Here is a 15,527-nt window from a genome sequence, read left to right as displayed (position 1 = left end):
ATAATCTCCGCCCGAACCGTCGGGCGGTTTCTCGGATCACGGCGGATTGAGGGAGTGCGGAATGGTTTCAACACGGCTGTCGCGTCTGGAAGGGCATCGTCGCAAGTTTCTCGCTGTTATCGATGACACACCGGAATGCGAAAGGGCCGTGCACTATGCCGGTCGTCGCGCCAAGAACTCCAATGGCGGGTTGGTTCTGCTCTATGTGATACCGGAAGGCGATTTCCAGCAATGGCTGGGTGTCGAGCAGATCATGCGGGCAGAAGCGCGCGAGGAAGCGGAAGCCACGCTCGCCAAGATCGCCCAGAAGGTGCGTGAAACAATCGGCATCGAGCCGGAAGCCGTGATCCGCGAAGGTAGCGCCACCGAGCAGATCCATGGGCTGATCGAAGAAGACCGCGATATCGCGATTCTGGTGCTGGCGGCGGGTTCGACGAAGGAAGGGCCGGGACCGCTCGTTTCCTCGATCGCCGGGCGCGGTGCAGCCTTCCCGATCCCCGTCACCGTGTTGCCGGATACACTGACGGATGAGGAAATCGACGCACTCTGCTGATCTGATCTTGGGGCAAGATCTAGGGGCTGACGATTTCTTGAATGTAATTATCATGTCAGGGCTTGAAGTGAAGCTTCGCCGGGCGTATTTTTTTGGAAGAATTCTAAATTACGGGGCGTGAACGGCGACCTCGAAGGAGAAGACGATGTTCATTCAGACGGAAGCCACGCCGAACCCCACGACGCTGAAGTTCCTGCCCGGCAAGGTGGTGCTGGAAAGCGGCACGGCGGAGTTCCTCAACCCCGCACAGGCGCAGGCCTCGCCGCTGGCAGAGCGCCTTTTCACCATTCCAGGTGTCACCGGCGTTTATTTCGGCTTCGATTTCATCACCGTCACCAAGGATGGCGCTGAATGGCAGCACCTGAAGCCCGCCATTCTGGGCTCGATCATGGAACATTTCATGTCCGGCCGCCCGATCATGGGCACCGCGATTGCCGCCGAAGTGTCGGATGAAGAAGGTGAGTTCTTCGAAGAGGGTGACGAAACCATCGTCGCCACCATCAAGGAACTGCTGGATACCCGCGTTCGCCCCGCTGTGGCGCAGGATGGCGGCGACATCACCTTCCGCGGCTTCCGCGACGGCACGGTGTTCCTGAACATGAAGGGTGCCTGCTCGGGTTGCCCGTCCTCCACGGCCACGCTGAAGCATGGCGTTCAGAACCTGCTTCGCCATTTCGTGCCGGAAGTGCGCGAAGTCGAAGCGGTATGACATTTCTAAGCCAGGCCACGCCATGATTGTTCTTTCACTCGACACATCAGGCGTGGACTGTTCTGCCTGCGTTTATGACAGTGCCTCCGACACGGTGCTTGGAGAAATATGCGAAACGATCGGCAAGGGACATGCCGAGCGGCTGATGGCCGTGATCGACGGTGCCTTGCACCAAGCGCATCTGCCGCTGCAAAAGGTGGAGCGCATAGCGGTGACGATCGGTCCTGGCTCCTTCACCGGTATCCGCGTCGGCGTCGCCGCCGCGCGCGGCTTTGCATTGTCGCTCGGCATTGAGGCCGTGGGCGTGACCACGCTTGAGACACTCGCCTTGCACCATCTGTTGGAAAATCCCGGTCGGCCTGTCGCTGTCGGGCTGGATGCCAAACGCGGCGAAACCTATCTCCAGATATTTGCAGTGGATGGATCGCCGCTTGGCGAGGCGGTACTCCTGTCGCTGGACGATGCCAAATCGGTTCTCTCGGGTTTCGGCGGCGCCATCATCGGTTCCGCTGCCCCTCTTTTTGCAGGATCCGAGGCGGGCTCCCGGCCGGATCACTTCCCGATCGCCACCGTTGCGCGCGTCGGCGCACGCAAGCCGGCGGGCCAGAAGAAACCCGCACCGCTTTATCTGCGGGGGCCGGATGCCCGGCCGCAAACCGGTTTTGCGCTGGCACGCCAGGACGTTGCCTGATAGGGCATTCGTCAATACGTGCCAATGATTCCTGTGATGCCCGATTGCTGTTATGTTTGACGAATACCTGAGCTGGAAGCCCTATTTCGAGATCGTGCCGATGCAGCATGAGGATTGCGCCGGCGTAGCGGAACTGCATGCGCTGCGCTTTCCGCGTCCCTGGAATGATGGGGAATTTTCCGGGCTTTTGACGCAAGGGTCGGTTTTCGGTGCTGTCGCCCGGCAGACGAACGCGTTTTTCAGCAGGCCGCTTGGCGGTTTCGTGCTGGCGCGGGAAGTGGCGGGCGAGGCGGAAATCCTGACAGTTGCCGTGGCCGACAAGTTTGCGCGCTCCGGTCTCGGCTGGCGTCTGATGCAATCGGCCGCCCGTGAGGCGATGATGCGCGGCGCCGAAACCATGTTCCTCGAGGTGGACAACAGCAACGCCTCCGCGCTCGGGCTCTACAAAAAGCTCGGCTTTAAAACGGTTGCGGAGCGCAAGGCCTATTACACGGCCAAGGATGGAACGAAGTCGACGGCGCTTGTCATGCGCCGCGATCTTCGCTAGTTCCCGTGCAACAGGCATTTTTCGGCGAAAGCCGCAGAAACCAACCGGAAGACTCAAAAGGCCAGAAGACGTGATAGACCTTTCGAAAACGCTGGAGGAGCTTTGTGCCGAGCGCGGCATGCGGATGACGGATCAACGCCGCGTCATCGCCCGTGTCCTGCAGGAATCCGCCGACCATCCCGATGTCGAGGAGCTTTACCGCCGCTCCTCCGCCGTGGATCCGCGCATATCAATTTCCACCGTCTACAGAACGGTGAAGCTGTTCGAGGATGCCGGCATCATCGAGCGTCATGATTTTCGTGATGGCCGCTCGCGTTACGAGACGGTGCCCGAGGAGCATCACGATCATCTGATCGACCTGAAAAACGGCGTCGTCATCGAGTTTCATTCGCCTGAGATCGAGGCCCTTCAGGAAAAGATCGCCCGGGAACACGGCTTCAAGCTCGTCGATCATCGGCTGGAACTTTACGGCGTGCCGTTGAAGCCCGGCGAACGCTGAGACGCCGGTGAACAGACGGGCGTTTCAATCATGATGTGGCTCCGGACAGCCTATATTGCGGTCGTTCTCCTGATCGTCACGCTCATATTGCTGCCGCTGCAACTCCTGGGCCTCGCCTTCGACTGGCGGCTTCGCCGCCGCATTCCGCGCATCTGGCACCGCATCGCCTGCCATGTTCTCGGCATCCGCGTCCATGTCCACGGAGAGGTGGAACGGGCAAAACCGCTGATGCTGGCGGTCAACCACGCCTCGTGGAAAGACATTCTCGTTCTCGGCAGCATTGCCGATGTCGTGTTCATCGCCAAGACGGAGGTGAGGGACTGGCCGGTTTTCGGCTGGCTTGCCAGGCTGCAGAAAAGCATCTTCGTCCAGCGTGAACAGAAGCGCAGCACGGGCGAGCAGGTGGGCGAGATTGCCGCCCGCATGGCCGACGGCGAGATCGTCGTCCTGTTTCCCGAAGGCACCACTTCGGACGGCAACCGCATGCTCGCCGTCAAATCCTCGCTGTTTGGGGCGGCTTCCACCGCGGCCGAGCAGGTTCCGGGCAAACTTGTTTACGTGCAGCCGGTCGCGATCGCCTATACGCGGGTGCACGGCATGGCCATGGGACGTTATCACCGGGTCATTGCGGCCTGGCCGGGCAGCATAACCCTGGTGCCGCATCTGCTCGGCATCATCAAAGCGGGCGCCATCGACGTCGACGTGACATTCGGTGACAGCGTTCCGTTTCACAACACGGATAACCGCAAGCGCCTTGCGACCGATATCGCCGCTTCAATCCGTTCCATGCTGGCCTTCAGCCTGCGCGGTGGCTGGCGGAAATAGCGGGATCATGGCTTTTCCGGCATTTTTCTGTTTAATCTGGTCGGGAAAAACACTAGATAGCCGCCATGACCCAGGAAACCATCAGCCTCGACGCTCCCGAAATGATCACCCGCGAGGGTTCGAACAGCCGCAAGGTTTTTATCAAGACCTATGGCTGTCAGATGAACGTTTACGATTCCGTCCGCATGAGCGATGCGCTGGCGAAGGATGGTTACGTTCAGACCGAGGATATGGGCGAGGCGGATCTGGTTCTGCTGAATACCTGTCACATCCGTGAAAAGGCGGCTGAAAAGGTCTATTCGGCGCTTGGACGCCTGCGCGACATGAAAAAATCGCGCGAAGAGCAGGGCCGCGAATTCATGATCGGCGTTGCCGGCTGTGTGGCGCAGGCGGAAGGCGAGGAAATCCTTCGCCGTGCGCCCGCTGTCGATGTCGTCATCGGCCCCCAGACCTATCACCGCCTGCCGGACGCCTTGAAGCGGGTGCGCGGTGGTGAACGCGTCATCGAGACCGAATATGCCGTCGAGGACAAGTTCGAGCATCTGCCGGTCGCCGAGAAGGCGACGCTGCGCACGCGCGGCGTGACCGCGTTTCTGACGGTGCAGGAAGGCTGCGACAAATTCTGCACCTTCTGTGTTGTGCCCTATACGCGTGGTTCGGAAGTGTCGCGTCCCGTGCGCCAGATCGTCGATGAGGCGATGAAGCTGGTGGATGCCGGCGTGCGTGAGATCACGCTGCTTGGCCAGAACGTCAACGCCTGGCAGGGTGAAGGCCCGAAGGGTGAAAAATGGGGCCTTGCCGAACTGCTTTACCGGCTGGCGGAAATCCCCGGCCTCGCGCGGCTGCGTTATACCACCAGCCACCCGCGAGACATGGATGATCGCCTGATTGGCGCCCATCGCGATCTGCGTATCCTGATGCCCTATCTGCATCTGCCGGTGCAATCAGGCTCGGACCGCATCCTGAAGGCGATGAACCGCCGCCATACGGGCGAGGAATATATCCAGCTTATCGAAAAAATCCGCGCCGCCCGCCCTGATATCGCCATGTCGGGGGACTTTATTGTCGGCTTCCCCGGTGAGACGGATCGCGATTTCGAAGATACGATGGCGATTGTCGAGCAGGTGAAATACGCGCAGGCCTTCTCTTTCAAATATTCCACCCGTCCCGGTACGCCGGGGCTGACCTTACGGATCAGGTTGCGGAAGAGGTGAAGGCCGAGCGGCTGGAAAGATTGCAGGCCCTGCTGCTGCGGCAGCAGAAGGAATTTGCGGAATCGCTGGTCGGAAAAACCATGGATGTGTTGCTGGAAAAGCCCGGCCGCATGCCTGAACAGTTGATAGGTCGCTCTCCCTGGCTGCAATCCGTGAATCTTGATGCAAAGACTTTGAAAATCGGTGACATTGTTAATGTACGAATCACCGCAACGGGTCCAAACAGCTTGTTTGCCGAGGTGGCAGAGAGTTAGAGTGAGGAGCCGACACTGATTGGGACAGGAGCCTGACCGCTTGAACGCACATGAATTGGTATCACCTTCATCGCGCCAGCCACGCCAAGCCGCGACCGACGCCAATCACTTTGTCCTCACGTTCGAGAATAACAGGATAGCGGGAGAGCTATTCGGTCAGTTCGATCAGAACCTGAAGCTCTTGGAACAGCGCCTCAACATCGATGCACGTCCGCGCGGCAATTCCGTAGCCATCACCGGCGATGTCGTTGCCACCAATCAGGCCCGCCGCGCACTGGATTTCCTTTATGAGCGCCTGCTCAAGGGCGGAACCGCCGAGGTTTCCGACGTGGAAGGCGCGATCCGCATGGCCATGGCCGCAGACGACCAGTTGACCTTGCCGACGATGGAGCGCAAGGCGAAGATTTCCATGGCGCAGATTTCCACCCGCAAGAAGACCATCGCTGCCCGCACGCCGACGCAGGATGTCTATATGCGGGCGCTGGAACAGTCCGAGCTGGTTTTCGGCGTCGGCCCTGCCGGCACCGGCAAGACCTATCTGGCTGTGGCGCATGCGGCGCAGCTGCTGGAGCGCGGCGCGGTCGACCGCATCATCCTGTCGCGTCCGGCGGTGGAAGCGGGCGAACGCCTGGGCTTCCTGCCGGGTGACATGAAGGAAAAGGTCGATCCCTATCTGCGCCCGCTTTACGACGCGCTTTATGACATGATGCCGGGTGACAAGGTAGAGCGCGCCATTCAGGCGGGCGTCATCGAAATCGCCCCGCTCGCCTTCATGCGCGGACGCACACTCGCCAACGCCGCCGTCATTCTGGACGAAGCCCAGAATACGACGACGATGCAAATGAAGATGTTCCTGACCCGTCTCGGCGAGAACGGCCGCATGATCGTGACCGGTGACCCAAGCCAGGTGGACCTTCCGCGCGGGGTGAAGTCCGGCCTTGTCGAAGCCCTGCAAATCCTCACCGATGTGGAGGGCGTGTCAGTCGTCCGCTTCAAGGATGTCGACGTCGTACGTCATCCGATGGTGGCGCGGATCGTCAGGGCTTACGAATCCCACACGGCGGTGCCGGATGAAAGCCTCGTGAAGGGCAGCTGACGCAAGACAATGACAGTTCTGGATATTCAAATCAGCGTCGAGACCGAAGGTTGGTCGTCGGAAGAGGACCTTCATGCCTTCGCCACCAAGGCGCTGGATGCGGCGGTTGATGTTCTGAAGCGGGAAGAGGAGCAACCCTTCCCGAAAATACCGGTGGAACTGTCGCTGGTCTTTACCGACGACGAAAATATTCGGGAAATCAACGCCGAGTGGCGCGACAAGGACAAGGCAACCAACGTCTTGTCTTTTCCTGCTTTTCCGCTGGAACCGGGTGGAATGCCCGGCCCGATGCTGGGTGATATCGTCATTGCCCGTGAGACGGTTGAACGTGAGGCTCTTGAACTTGAGAAGAGTTTCGGGGATCATCTGACCCATCTTCTCGTTCATGGGTTCCTGCATTTGTTCGGTTATGACCACATGGACGAGGAGGAAGCGGAAGAAATGGAGTCGCTTGAGACTCGCATTTTGGCGGTGCTTGGCCTATCTGATCCTTACGCGGGACAGGAACCGCTTTAAATATTGTCTGGAGCCATGAACGAACATTCTGCACGACCTGCCAATGAGGGCAGAGAAAACGGCGAGCAGTCCTCCTCGGAAGAGGGCAGTAGTCACTTACGTCAAGACCTCACTGCAAAGCCGAGATCGACGATCTGGTCGCGCATCGGACGGTTGCTGAAACCGTCACAGGGTGAGCGCCTGCGCGAAGATTTGACCGACGCGCTGATGGCCGACACTGAAATCGGTGCCGCCTTTTCGCCCGAAGAGCGGGCGATGCTGAACAATATCCTGCGTTTCCGGGAGGTTCGGGTCGAAGATATCATGATCCCGCGGGTCGATATTGACGGTCTCGATCAGAATATGACGATCGGCGATGCGCTGATCCTCTTCGAAGAAACGGGGCGTTCCCGCATGCCGGTCTACGAAGAGACGCTGGATGACCCCAAGGGCATGATCCATATCCGCGATCTCCTGGCCTATGTGGCCAAGCAGGCCCGCAACAAACGCCGCGCCGGATCGCGAAGCGTCGCCTATGGCGAGACGAAGGCGCCGCGTTCGCCGCGACCGAATTTCGACCTTGCGCGGGTCGATCTGGAACAGACGGTTGCCGATGCCGGGCTGGTACGTAAAATTCTTTTTGCGCCACCCTCGATGCTGGCCTCCGATCTCTTGAAGACCATGCAGGCGCAGCGGACGCAGCTCGCCCTCGTGATCGACGAATATGGCGGCACGGACGGCCTCGTCAGCCATGAGGACATCGTCGAGATGGTCGTGGGCGATATCGATGACGAGCATGACAAGGACGAAGCGATGTTTTCGCGTGTCTCTGCCGATGTGCTCGTGGCCGATGCCCGCGCCGAACTCACGGAACTTGCCGAGGCAATTGGCCCCGAATTCGATGTGCGTGAGCATCTGGAAGAAATCGATACACTCGGCGGTCTTATCTTCTTCGCGCTCGGCCGCATTCCGGCCAAGGGCGAGGTTGTCAGGGCCGTGCCGGGTTTCGAGTTCCAGATCCTCGATGCGGATACAAGGCGTATCAAGGGTGTCAGGATTGTCCGTGATCACGGTTCGGAAGGTCAGGATGACCGTGCGCCTGGCGAAGCCAATGAGGTGATTGCGCTGCCGGCGCCGGATGTCCGCCTCATCACGCACCAGCAGAACGCCGACTGAGGAGGGCCGACGGGGAGGGTCCCCGTCGCCGCCACCTTTGAATGCCTCAATCAAACAGGTTTGAAAGCCCTTGATGACTGGCGAAAACGCCACGAGATGCTTTGGCCGCCATCCCCCTGTGGACTGCGAATCTTTTTTCCTTTACGTCGAATTTGAGGGAAAATTCCTTTGTGCGGCCTTGCCGGAACGGGCTTTTCCGGACGCGCATAAAACGGAGATTGTATGGAGCGTCTTGCAGGCAGGGTAATGCTGGCCGGTGGCATGAGCCGCGCAGCAATGGCGGTTGCCGCAGGCGCGGTCGGGGCACTGGCCTTGCCTCCGTTCGGCTTTTTCGCGGCACTGTTTTTGTCTTTTACCCTGCTTGTCTGGCTTGTGGATGGCTGCACCGGCAAGCCGGGCGGCGGCATTTTCAGCCGTGTCATGCCGGCGTTCGGCATCGGCTGGTGTTTTGGGCTGGGCTATTTCGTGGCGGGCCTGTGGTGGCTGGGCAATGCGCTCCTGCTGGAAGCCGATGAGTTCGCCTGGGCGCTGCCGCTCGCCATACTCGGCCTCCCGGCGTTTCTGGCACTGTTTTACGGTTTTGCGGTCGCAGCCGCCAATGTCTTCTGGTCGGATGGTGTCGGTCGCATCGCCGCACTTGCCGCCGCATTCGGCTTTTCGGAATGGCTGCGCAGCTTCCTTGCGACCGGCTTTCCCTGGAATGCCATCGGTTACGGTATCATGCCCGTGCCGATCATGATGCAGTCGGCGCATCTGCTCGGCCTTTTTGCAGTGACCACGCTTGCCGTCTTCATCTTTGCGGCCCCCGCCCTGATTGGTACGAAAAAAGGCATGTGGCCCGGCCTGGTCCTGGCGGGTCTGCTGCTCGCCGGTCATTTCGGTTATGGCTTCTACCGCCTTCAGGCACCGGCCGAACCGCCGGCGGATGCGCTGACCGTCAGGATCGTGCAGCCGTCGATCGACCAGTCCCGCAAAATGCTGAATGATGACCGGGCGGAGATTTTCGCAGAGCATCTGCGGCTGACAGCCCTGCCGCCAAGTGAAGGAAAAAAACGACCGGACATCGTCGTCTGGCCGGAAACCTCCGTGCCCTTCATCCTGACGCAGAACCCGGACGCTCTGGCGGAAATCGCCAGGACACTCGAAGATGGGCAGGTGCTGTTCACCGGCGCCGTCAGAATGGAAGATCAGGGAGCCGGCCGGCCGCCGCGCTATTATAATTCGGTCTATGCGATCGACAGTCAGGGCGAGATCATCGGGGCGACCGACAAGGTCCATCTGACACCCTTTGGCGAGTACGTTCCCTTTGAAGGCATCCTGCGGGAATTCGGCATCGACAATGTCATCAGCCTGCCCGGAGGCTTCTCGGCCGCCTCTTCACGCACGCCTCTGACCCTTCCTTCCGGTAAGACCTTCTATCCGCTGATCTGTTACGAGATCATTTTTCCGGGCGAGATGACGCCGGGTCTGGCAGGGTCGGCAGCCATCCTGAACGTGACGAATGATGGCTGGTTCGGCGATACACCCGGCCCTTACCAGCATTTCCTACAGGCCAGAGTGCGCGCCGTTGAGACGGGAGTGCCGGTGATTCGCGGGGCAAATACCGGGATTTCCGCCGTCATTGACCCCTATGGCCGCATTATTGCCGGGTTGGACTACGGCCGGATCGGAATTGTTGACGCCACTTTGAGTGGTGGGTCAAACGACGCATTTACTTACGACACACATCGGACGTATTTCTGGTTGATTTTTTCAATCCTTTTGATGGTTGCGGTATCGACTGCCTGGAGTTTTGCGCGGCGCCAGAATTGACCAGCAACCCCCACAATTGCATAGTGAATACGTCAGTCGTAAAACAAGTTTGGACGCTGTCGAAATGCCGGCTCATTTTTTCGAATGAGTAATGAAGCGAGATATCAACCCTTTCCGAGTGTCAGGACCGCATGATGACCGAGAATAAGAAAAAGCCTAACCCCATCGACATTCATGTCGGAAGCCGAATTCGCCTTCGCAGAACCATGCTTGGCATGAGCCAGGAAAAGCTGGGTGAAAGTCTCGGAATTACCTTTCAGCAAATCCAGAAGTACGAAAAGGGCACGAACCGTGTCGGCGCCAGCCGCCTGCAGAACATATCGGGGATTTTGAACGTACCCGTTTCCTTCTTCTTCGAAGACGCGCCCGGCGATCAGGTTGGCGGCGCGCCCGGCATGGCGGAAGCATCCAGCTCCAACTACGTGGTGGATTTCCTGTCGTCGGCGGAAGGTCTGCAGCTGAACCGCGCATTTGTGAAGATTGCCGACCCAAAGGTTCGCCGTCGTCTCGTCGATCTCGTCAAGGCGCTCGCCGCCGAGGGAGATGCGGAGTAGGCCGCGCTGCGCAGTAAATTTCCGGCACGGGATGCCGGGCACTCAACGGTCCGCAAGGGCCGTTTTTTTGTGCCGAATTGGAAAGGAATTCTCACATAAAGATATATTTATGTGGTTGTGTCCTTGTTTTTCATGGCCGAAATGACTAACAAACTCCAAGACCGTTCTTTGAGGGGAATCCCGCATGCGTGCCAATTATCTGTTCACCAGCGAGTCCGTGGCCGAGGGTCATCCGGACAAGGTTTGTGATCGTATTTCCGATGAAATCGTGGATCTCATTTACCGTGAAGCGACCAAGACGGGTGTCGACCCCTGGACCGTGCGCATCGCATGCGAAACGCTTGCGACCACTAACCGCGTCGTTATCGCCGGTGAGGTGCGGGTTCCCGACACCCTGCTGAAGAAGGACAAGGACGGCAAGGTCCTGAAGGACGCCGCTGGCCATCCGGTCATCAACCCATCGAAATTCAAGTCCGCCGCCCGCAAGGCGATCCGTGACATCGGCTACGAGCAGGATGGTTTTCACTGGAAGACGGCCAAGATCGACGTTCTCCTGCATCCGCAGTCGGCGGACATCGCGCAGGGCGTGGACAATGCTTCCGACAAGCAGGGCGACGAGGGCGCCGGCGACCAGGGCATCATGTTCGGTTACGCCTGCAAGGAAACGCCGGACCTGATGCCGGCGCCGATCTATTATTCTCACCGTATCCTGCAGTTGCTCGCAACCGCCCGCAAAAGCGGTGAAGGCGAAGCTGCTAAACTCGGACCGGACGCCAAGAGCCAGGTGACTGTTCGTTACGTCGACGGCAAGGCTTCGGAAGCCGTATCCATCGTTCTGTCCACGCAGCATCTCGATGCAAGCTGGGACTCGAAGAAGGTGCGCGCCGTCGTCGAGCCCTATATCCGCGAAGCTCTGGGCGACCTGAAGATCGCCGACGATTGCCAGTGGTACATCAACCCGACTGGCAAGTTCGTCATCGGTGGTCCCGATGGTGATGCAGGCCTGACCGGCCGCAAGATCATCGTCGACACCTATGGCGGTGCTGCCCCCACGGTGGCGGTGCATTCTCCGGCAAGGACACGACCAAGGTCGACCGTTCCGCTGCCTATGCCGCCCGCTACCTTGCCAAGAACGTCGTGGCCGCCGGCTTTGCCGATCGTTGCACCATCCAGATCGCCTACGCGATCGGTATCGCCCAGCCTTTGTCGATCTATGTCGATCTGCACGGCACCGGCAAGGTCAGCGAAGATCAGGTCGAAGGCGCCATCCGCAAGGTCATGGACCTGTCGCCGTCGGGCATTCGCCGTCATCTCGATCTCAACAAGCCGATTTATGCCAAGACGTCCTCATACGGCCATTTCGGCCGCAAGGCTGGCCGTGACGGCTCCTTCTCCTGGGAGAAGCTTGATCTGGTGAAGCCGCTCAAGGAAGCTTTGAGCGCCTAACCCTTGTCATTTGACGGCGATTGAGAGATACCGTCACCAACCTTTTGTAACCCGCACAGCGCCTCATGTGGCACTGTGCGGGTTAAGTCTATTTGTTCTTGAGAGTATGACATGACGGAAGAACGGCGTTCGCGCGCGACGGAAGCGTTTTTTGGCAGACGCAAGGGCAAGCCCCTGCGCAATCAGCAAATCGACACGATCGAAAATCTGCTGCCCTTGCTGAAAATCGACCTGGAAAGCGCCCCGCCAAAAAATCTCGTTGCTCTCTTTCCGGCGGATGTGAAATCGGTCCGTCTGGAGATCGGTTTCGGCGGCGGCGAACATCTTGCCCATCGTGCTGTCGAAAACCCCGAGACCGGCTTCATCGGCGTCGAACCCTTCGTCAATTCCATGGCCAAGCTGCTGGCGACCGTGCGTGAAGGCGAGTTGATGAATATCCGCCTTTACGACGATGACGCGACGCAATTGCTCGACTGGCTGCCGGATGCATCGATCGATCACATCGATCTTCTCTATCCCGATCCCTGGCCCAAGAAGAAGCACTGGAAGCGACGCTTCGTTTCCGACGTCAACCTTGCCCGTTTCCATCGCGTGCTGAAACCCGGCGGCAAGTTCTGCTTCGCCTCCGATATCGATACCTACATCAACTGGACGCTGCAGCACTGCGCGCGCCATGGCGGTTTCGGGTGGACAGCGCAAAGCGCCGAGGACTGGCGCACACCCTACGCCACCTGGCCGGGCACGCGCTATGAGAACAAGGCGAAAAGAGAAGGCCGCAGTTCGGCCTACCTCACTTTCATTCGCACTTAACGGCTAGAACCGTCAGATGTTGGCGTCCACTTCGGCGGCAACCGGAATGGAAGGCTGGGCGCCGGCGCGCGTACAGGCGAGTGAGCCTGCTACAGCGGCGCGCTTCAGCGCCTTTTCGAAATCCATCCCCTGATCGAGGCTCGCGGCAAGATAGCCGCAGAAGGTATCGCCAGCGCCAACGGTGTCGACGGGCTCGATCTTGAGGCCGGAGGCCTTGAAGATCTTGCCGTTGCGAATGGCGATCACGCCGTCCGCACCAAGTGTGACGATCAATGTCTGGCCGGTCTTATCATGCAGGGCCTTGATTTCGTTTTCCCGCTCGGAGCCTGAAAGCCCGCTCTTGCCGATCAGCAGTTCAAACTCGGTTTCGTTGGCGATGGCGATATCGGCAAGGCCGGCAAGGCGCGGGCCGTCGGCGGTCAGCGGTGCGGTATTGATGACGGTGGTGATGCGTTTTGCCTTGGCGGCCGTAAGCGCCGCTTCAATGGCGGGCGCAGGCACTTCGAACTGAAGCATCAGAATATCGCCCGCCGACATCTCTGCCACCGCCTTGGCGGCATCGGCTGCGGAGACTTCACCATTGGCGGCGGGAATGACCGAGATCATGTTTTCCCCGCCTTCACCGATCAGGATCATGGCCGTTCCGGTCGGACCCGGTGCAGTCTTGACGAGCGACAGGTCGGTGCCGGCCTCACGCAGCAATGTCAGTGCCGGTGCGGCAAACGTATCGTCGCCCGCAGCGCCCGCCATTTTGACCGTTGCGCCCGCGCGTCGTGCGGCAAGCGCCTGATTGGCTCCCTTTCCGCCCGCCGCGGTGGCGAAGCTCTCCCCCGTCACGGTTTCACCGGGCTTGGGAAGACGTTTGGCGGTGGCGACGAGATCCATGTTGATGGAGCCGAAAACAGTAATCATGGGGGCATGTCCGTATACAATGTAAATAAGGCGGCGACTTTGCCCGAGGGGATCACTCGTCGTCAACCACCCGCAACTTGGTCGTTCCCGCCCTGTTCTCCGCAAAGCGCCGCGCCTGCTCGATTTCCCCATGTGAGGTCTCTTTTTCCGTCGGCGAAAAATCGAGACCCTCGATTTTCTGGCCACGCGCCAGCACCTTGTCGGAGGAGATCAGCATCATGTCGATGTCTTTCTGCGCCAGCCCGAAATGTGCTTGCAGCTTGCGTGTCCTGTCATCCAGCCGCCGCACATCGTCCATCAGGAGAGCGACTTCGCCCTGGATGAGATGCGCCTGCTCGCGCATGCGCTGGTCCTTCAGCACGGACTGGATGACCTGCACCGACAGCATCAGCAGCGATGGTGACACGATAACGACGCGCGCGCGGTGGGCGCGCTGCACCAGATATTCGAAATGCTGATGGATGTCAGCGAAGATCGATTCGGAAGGCACGAAGATGAAGGCCGTATCCTGTGTTTCACCACGGATCAGATATTTTTCCGCCACATCGCGGATGTGGACTTCCATATCCCGACGAAATTGCTGTGTGGCCGCCCGCTTCGCTTCCGGAGACTCGTCAGCCTTGATCGCGTTCCAGGCCTCCAGCGGAAATTTGGCGTCGATGACAAGCGACGGCGCGTTGTTCGGCATCCTGATGATGCAGTCCGGCCGGTAGCCGTTCGAAAGCGTCGGCTGCAGCTGAAAGGCGCCCGCGGGCAGGGCATCGGCAATCAGCGTTTCCATGCGCGCCTGTCCGAAGGCCCCGCGCGTCTGCTTGTTGGATAGGATTGCCTGAAGTCCGACGACGTCCTTGGCCAGATCCTGAATATTGCCCTGCGCGGCATCGATGACGGCCAGGCGCTCCTGCAGGCGGCTCAGATTTTCGTGCGTCGACCGGGTCTGTTCCGTCAGCGTTTCGCCCAGCCGCTGCGACATGCCGTCGAGACGCTGGTTTATCGTCTGGCCCATCTCGTTCTGGCGTGTGCCGAGCGTTTCCGCCATTGCGGCGATCCGGCCGTGCAACTCCGACTGTGTTTTCAGGAGATTGGAGATTTCACCGTCCGCCTCCGCTTTTTTTCCACGGCTTTTCGTGGTCATCCAGACGGCGGACAGGCCGAAAACCAGAGCCGCGAGAAGCGCGCCGAAGCTGATGTCGACGGAACCGGCCCGAAATGCTGGAGCGAGGAGAACGGAGAAATCTATGCTCATGGCTAAATCTATCAGATTTCCAGTGATTCGTAAGATCAAAACAAGAACATTCCTGCGGCGGAAATGAGTCCGATCTAACCGGCGACAGGTGCTGATTTCACCTGCGTGTTTTTTATTTCCTCCGCGCAAGAGATACGTTATGGGAAGCCATGACTATCAAACCGCTTATCATTTTGCCCGATCCCGTGCTGCGCCAGCAATCCAGGCCCATCGAACAGGTGGATGCCGAAGTGTTGCGCCTTGCCGACGATATGCTCGAAACCATGTATGATGCGCCGGGTATCGGCCTTGCCGCCATTCAGGTCGGCGTGCCGCGCCGGATGCTGGTGATCGATGTTTCGCGCGAGGACGAAGAAAAAAAGCCGGTCGTCTTCATCAATCCGGAAATCCTCAAAGTGTCGGACGATATTTCGACCTATGAGGAAGGGTGCCTGTCCATTCCCGATTATTATGCCGAGGTGGAGCGTCCCGCGTCCCTGACGGTGAGATATGTGGACCGTGATGGCAAGCAGCAGACCGTCGATGCGGACGGGCTTCTGGCGACGTGTCTGCAGCACGAGATCGACCACCTGAACGGCATTCTGTTCATCGACCATATTTCGCGGCTGAAGCGCGACATGGTCATCAAGAAATTCACGAAAGCGGCCCGCGCAAAGGTCTGATCCCTCCCTGTTTGGAGACGGAACGG

The 15,527-nt window shown here is 59.3% G+C and carries 15 protein-coding genes and 2 pseudogenes; 15 read left to right on the top strand and 2 right to left on the bottom strand.

All coding sequences use genetic code 11. The features are described from left to right. Positions 1-61: 61 nt before the first annotated feature. The 14 genes and pseudogenes from G3A56_RS09720 to trmB all read left to right on the top strand — a co-directional run bounded on the left by G3A56_RS09720 (position 62) and on the right by trmB (position 12,681). Complete coding sequence (locus G3A56_RS09720; RefSeq protein ID WP_003493529.1) at positions 62-553, top strand: universal stress protein; 492 nt, start codon at positions 62-64, stop codon at positions 551-553. A 145-nt stretch (positions 554-698) separates the two neighbouring features. Then, the gene (locus tag G3A56_RS09715) at positions 699-1,262 is read left to right on the top strand and encodes a NifU family protein (RefSeq protein ID WP_003493531.1); all 564 of its coding nucleotides are present in this window, start codon (positions 699-701) and stop codon (positions 1,260-1,262) included. 22 nt (positions 1,263-1,284) lie between these two features. Next, entirely contained in the window at positions 1,285-1,953 is a 669-nt protein-coding gene (tsaB, locus tag G3A56_RS09710; protein ID WP_082183601.1) for a tRNA (adenosine(37)-N6)-threonylcarbamoyltransferase complex dimerization subunit type 1 TsaB, read from the top strand. Positions 1,954-2,005: 52 nt separating this feature from the next. Beyond that, positions 2,006-2,500, top strand: a complete 495-nt coding sequence (locus G3A56_RS09705) for a GNAT family N-acetyltransferase (protein WP_082183603.1) — start codon at positions 2,006-2,008, stop codon at positions 2,498-2,500. 70 nt (positions 2,501-2,570) lie between these two features. After that, a complete protein-coding gene (locus tag G3A56_RS09700) occupies positions 2,571-2,999 on the top strand; it encodes a Fur family transcriptional regulator (RefSeq protein ID WP_003493538.1) in 429 nt (142 codons plus the stop codon). Between the two features lie 30 nt (positions 3,000-3,029). Continuing rightward, a complete protein-coding gene (olsA, locus tag G3A56_RS09695) occupies positions 3,030-3,824 on the top strand; it encodes a lyso-ornithine lipid O-acyltransferase (RefSeq protein ID WP_003493540.1) in 795 nt (264 codons plus the stop codon). A 65-nt stretch (positions 3,825-3,889) separates the two neighbouring features. Beyond that, positions 3,890-5,292: pseudogene (gene miaB, locus G3A56_RS09690) on the top strand (tRNA (N6-isopentenyl adenosine(37)-C2)-methylthiotransferase MiaB). A gap of 40 nt (positions 5,293-5,332) precedes the next feature. Next, positions 5,333-6,388 (top strand): PhoH family protein, encoded by a 1,056-nt coding sequence (locus G3A56_RS09685; RefSeq protein WP_035241524.1) that lies wholly within the window; start codon positions 5,333-5,335, stop codon positions 6,386-6,388. 9 nt (positions 6,389-6,397) lie between these two features. Next, positions 6,398-6,904 (top strand): rRNA maturation RNase YbeY, encoded by a 507-nt coding sequence (gene ybeY, locus G3A56_RS09680; RefSeq protein ID WP_082183604.1) that lies wholly within the window; start codon positions 6,398-6,400, stop codon positions 6,902-6,904. 15 nt (positions 6,905-6,919) lie between these two features. After that, complete coding sequence (locus tag G3A56_RS09675; protein WP_082183606.1) at positions 6,920-8,059, top strand: hemolysin family protein; 1,140 nt, start codon at positions 6,920-6,922, stop codon at positions 8,057-8,059. Positions 8,060-8,281: 222 nt separating this feature from the next. Further along, entirely contained in the window at positions 8,282-9,871 is a 1,590-nt protein-coding gene (lnt, locus tag G3A56_RS09670; protein ID WP_082183607.1) for an apolipoprotein N-acyltransferase, read from the top strand. Between the two features lie 134 nt (positions 9,872-10,005). Further along, the gene (locus G3A56_RS09665) at positions 10,006-10,425 is read left to right on the top strand and encodes a helix-turn-helix domain-containing protein (RefSeq protein ID WP_035241980.1); all 420 of its coding nucleotides are present in this window, start codon (positions 10,006-10,008) and stop codon (positions 10,423-10,425) included. Positions 10,426-10,609: 184 nt separating this feature from the next. Beyond that, a pseudogene (metK, locus tag G3A56_RS09660) lies at positions 10,610-11,871 on the top strand (methionine adenosyltransferase). A 111-nt stretch (positions 11,872-11,982) separates the two neighbouring features. Further along, a complete protein-coding gene (trmB, locus tag G3A56_RS09655) occupies positions 11,983-12,681 on the top strand; it encodes a tRNA (guanosine(46)-N7)-methyltransferase TrmB (RefSeq protein WP_082183609.1) in 699 nt (232 codons plus the stop codon). A gap of 12 nt (positions 12,682-12,693) precedes the next feature. Here the strand turns inward: trmB and G3A56_RS09650 are convergent, their stop codons facing one another. Both G3A56_RS09650 and G3A56_RS09645 read right to left on the bottom strand, forming a co-directional pair. Then, the gene (locus G3A56_RS09650; RefSeq protein WP_082183611.1) at positions 12,694-13,593 is read right to left on the bottom strand and encodes a ribokinase; all 900 of its coding nucleotides are present in this window, start codon (positions 13,591-13,593) and stop codon (positions 12,694-12,696) included. Positions 13,594-13,645: 52 nt separating this feature from the next. Further along, a complete protein-coding gene (locus G3A56_RS09645; RefSeq protein ID WP_164056343.1) occupies positions 13,646-14,839 on the bottom strand; it encodes a DNA recombination protein RmuC in 1,194 nt (397 codons plus the stop codon). 149 nt (positions 14,840-14,988) lie between these two features. Here G3A56_RS09645 and def point away from each other — a divergent pair, with 149 nt between their 5' ends. After that, entirely contained in the window at positions 14,989-15,501 is a 513-nt protein-coding gene (gene def / locus G3A56_RS09640) for a peptide deformylase (protein ID WP_003493564.1), read from the top strand. Positions 15,502-15,527 lie beyond the last annotated feature (26 nt).

Source organism: Rhizobium oryzihabitans, from assembly GCF_010669145.1.
Taxonomy (GTDB): Bacteria; Pseudomonadota; Alphaproteobacteria; order Rhizobiales; family Rhizobiaceae; genus Agrobacterium; species Agrobacterium oryzihabitans.
Note: the sequence above shows the minus strand (reverse complement) of the source record. Positions and strands in the feature narration are given on the sequence as shown.

Excerpts from the sequence above, each read along its gene's own strand:
- G3A56_RS09720 (WP_003493529.1), top strand. The coding sequence starts at position 62 with ATGGTTTCAACACGGCTGTCGCGTCTGGAAGGGCATCGTCGCAAGTTT.
- G3A56_RS09715 (WP_003493531.1), top strand. The coding sequence starts at position 699 with ATGTTCATTCAGACGGAAGCCACGCCGAACCCCACGACGCTGAAGTTC.
- tsaB (WP_082183601.1), top strand. The coding sequence starts at position 1,285 with ATGATTGTTCTTTCACTCGACACATCAGGCGTGGACTGTTCTGCCTGC.
- G3A56_RS09705 (WP_082183603.1), top strand. The coding sequence starts at position 2,006 with ATGTTTGACGAATACCTGAGCTGGAAGCCCTATTTCGAGATCGTGCCG.
- olsA (WP_003493540.1), top strand. The coding sequence starts at position 3,030 with ATGATGTGGCTCCGGACAGCCTATATTGCGGTCGTTCTCCTGATCGTC.
- ybeY (WP_082183604.1), top strand. The coding sequence starts at position 6,398 with ATGACAGTTCTGGATATTCAAATCAGCGTCGAGACCGAAGGTTGGTCG.
- G3A56_RS09675 (WP_082183606.1), top strand. The coding sequence starts at position 6,920 with ATGAACGAACATTCTGCACGACCTGCCAATGAGGGCAGAGAAAACGGC.
- lnt (WP_082183607.1), top strand. The coding sequence starts at position 8,282 with ATGGAGCGTCTTGCAGGCAGGGTAATGCTGGCCGGTGGCATGAGCCGC.
- G3A56_RS09665 (WP_035241980.1), top strand. The coding sequence starts at position 10,006 with ATGACCGAGAATAAGAAAAAGCCTAACCCCATCGACATTCATGTCGGA.
- trmB (WP_082183609.1), top strand. The coding sequence starts at position 11,983 with ATGACGGAAGAACGGCGTTCGCGCGCGACGGAAGCGTTTTTTGGCAGA.
- G3A56_RS09650 (WP_082183611.1), bottom strand. The coding sequence starts at position 13,593 with ATGATTACTGTTTTCGGCTCCATCAACATGGATCTCGTCGCCACCGCC.
- G3A56_RS09645 (WP_164056343.1), bottom strand. The coding sequence starts at position 14,839 with ATGAGCATAGATTTCTCCGTTCTCCTCGCTCCAGCATTTCGGGCCGGT.
- def (WP_003493564.1), top strand. The coding sequence starts at position 14,989 with ATGACTATCAAACCGCTTATCATTTTGCCCGATCCCGTGCTGCGCCAG.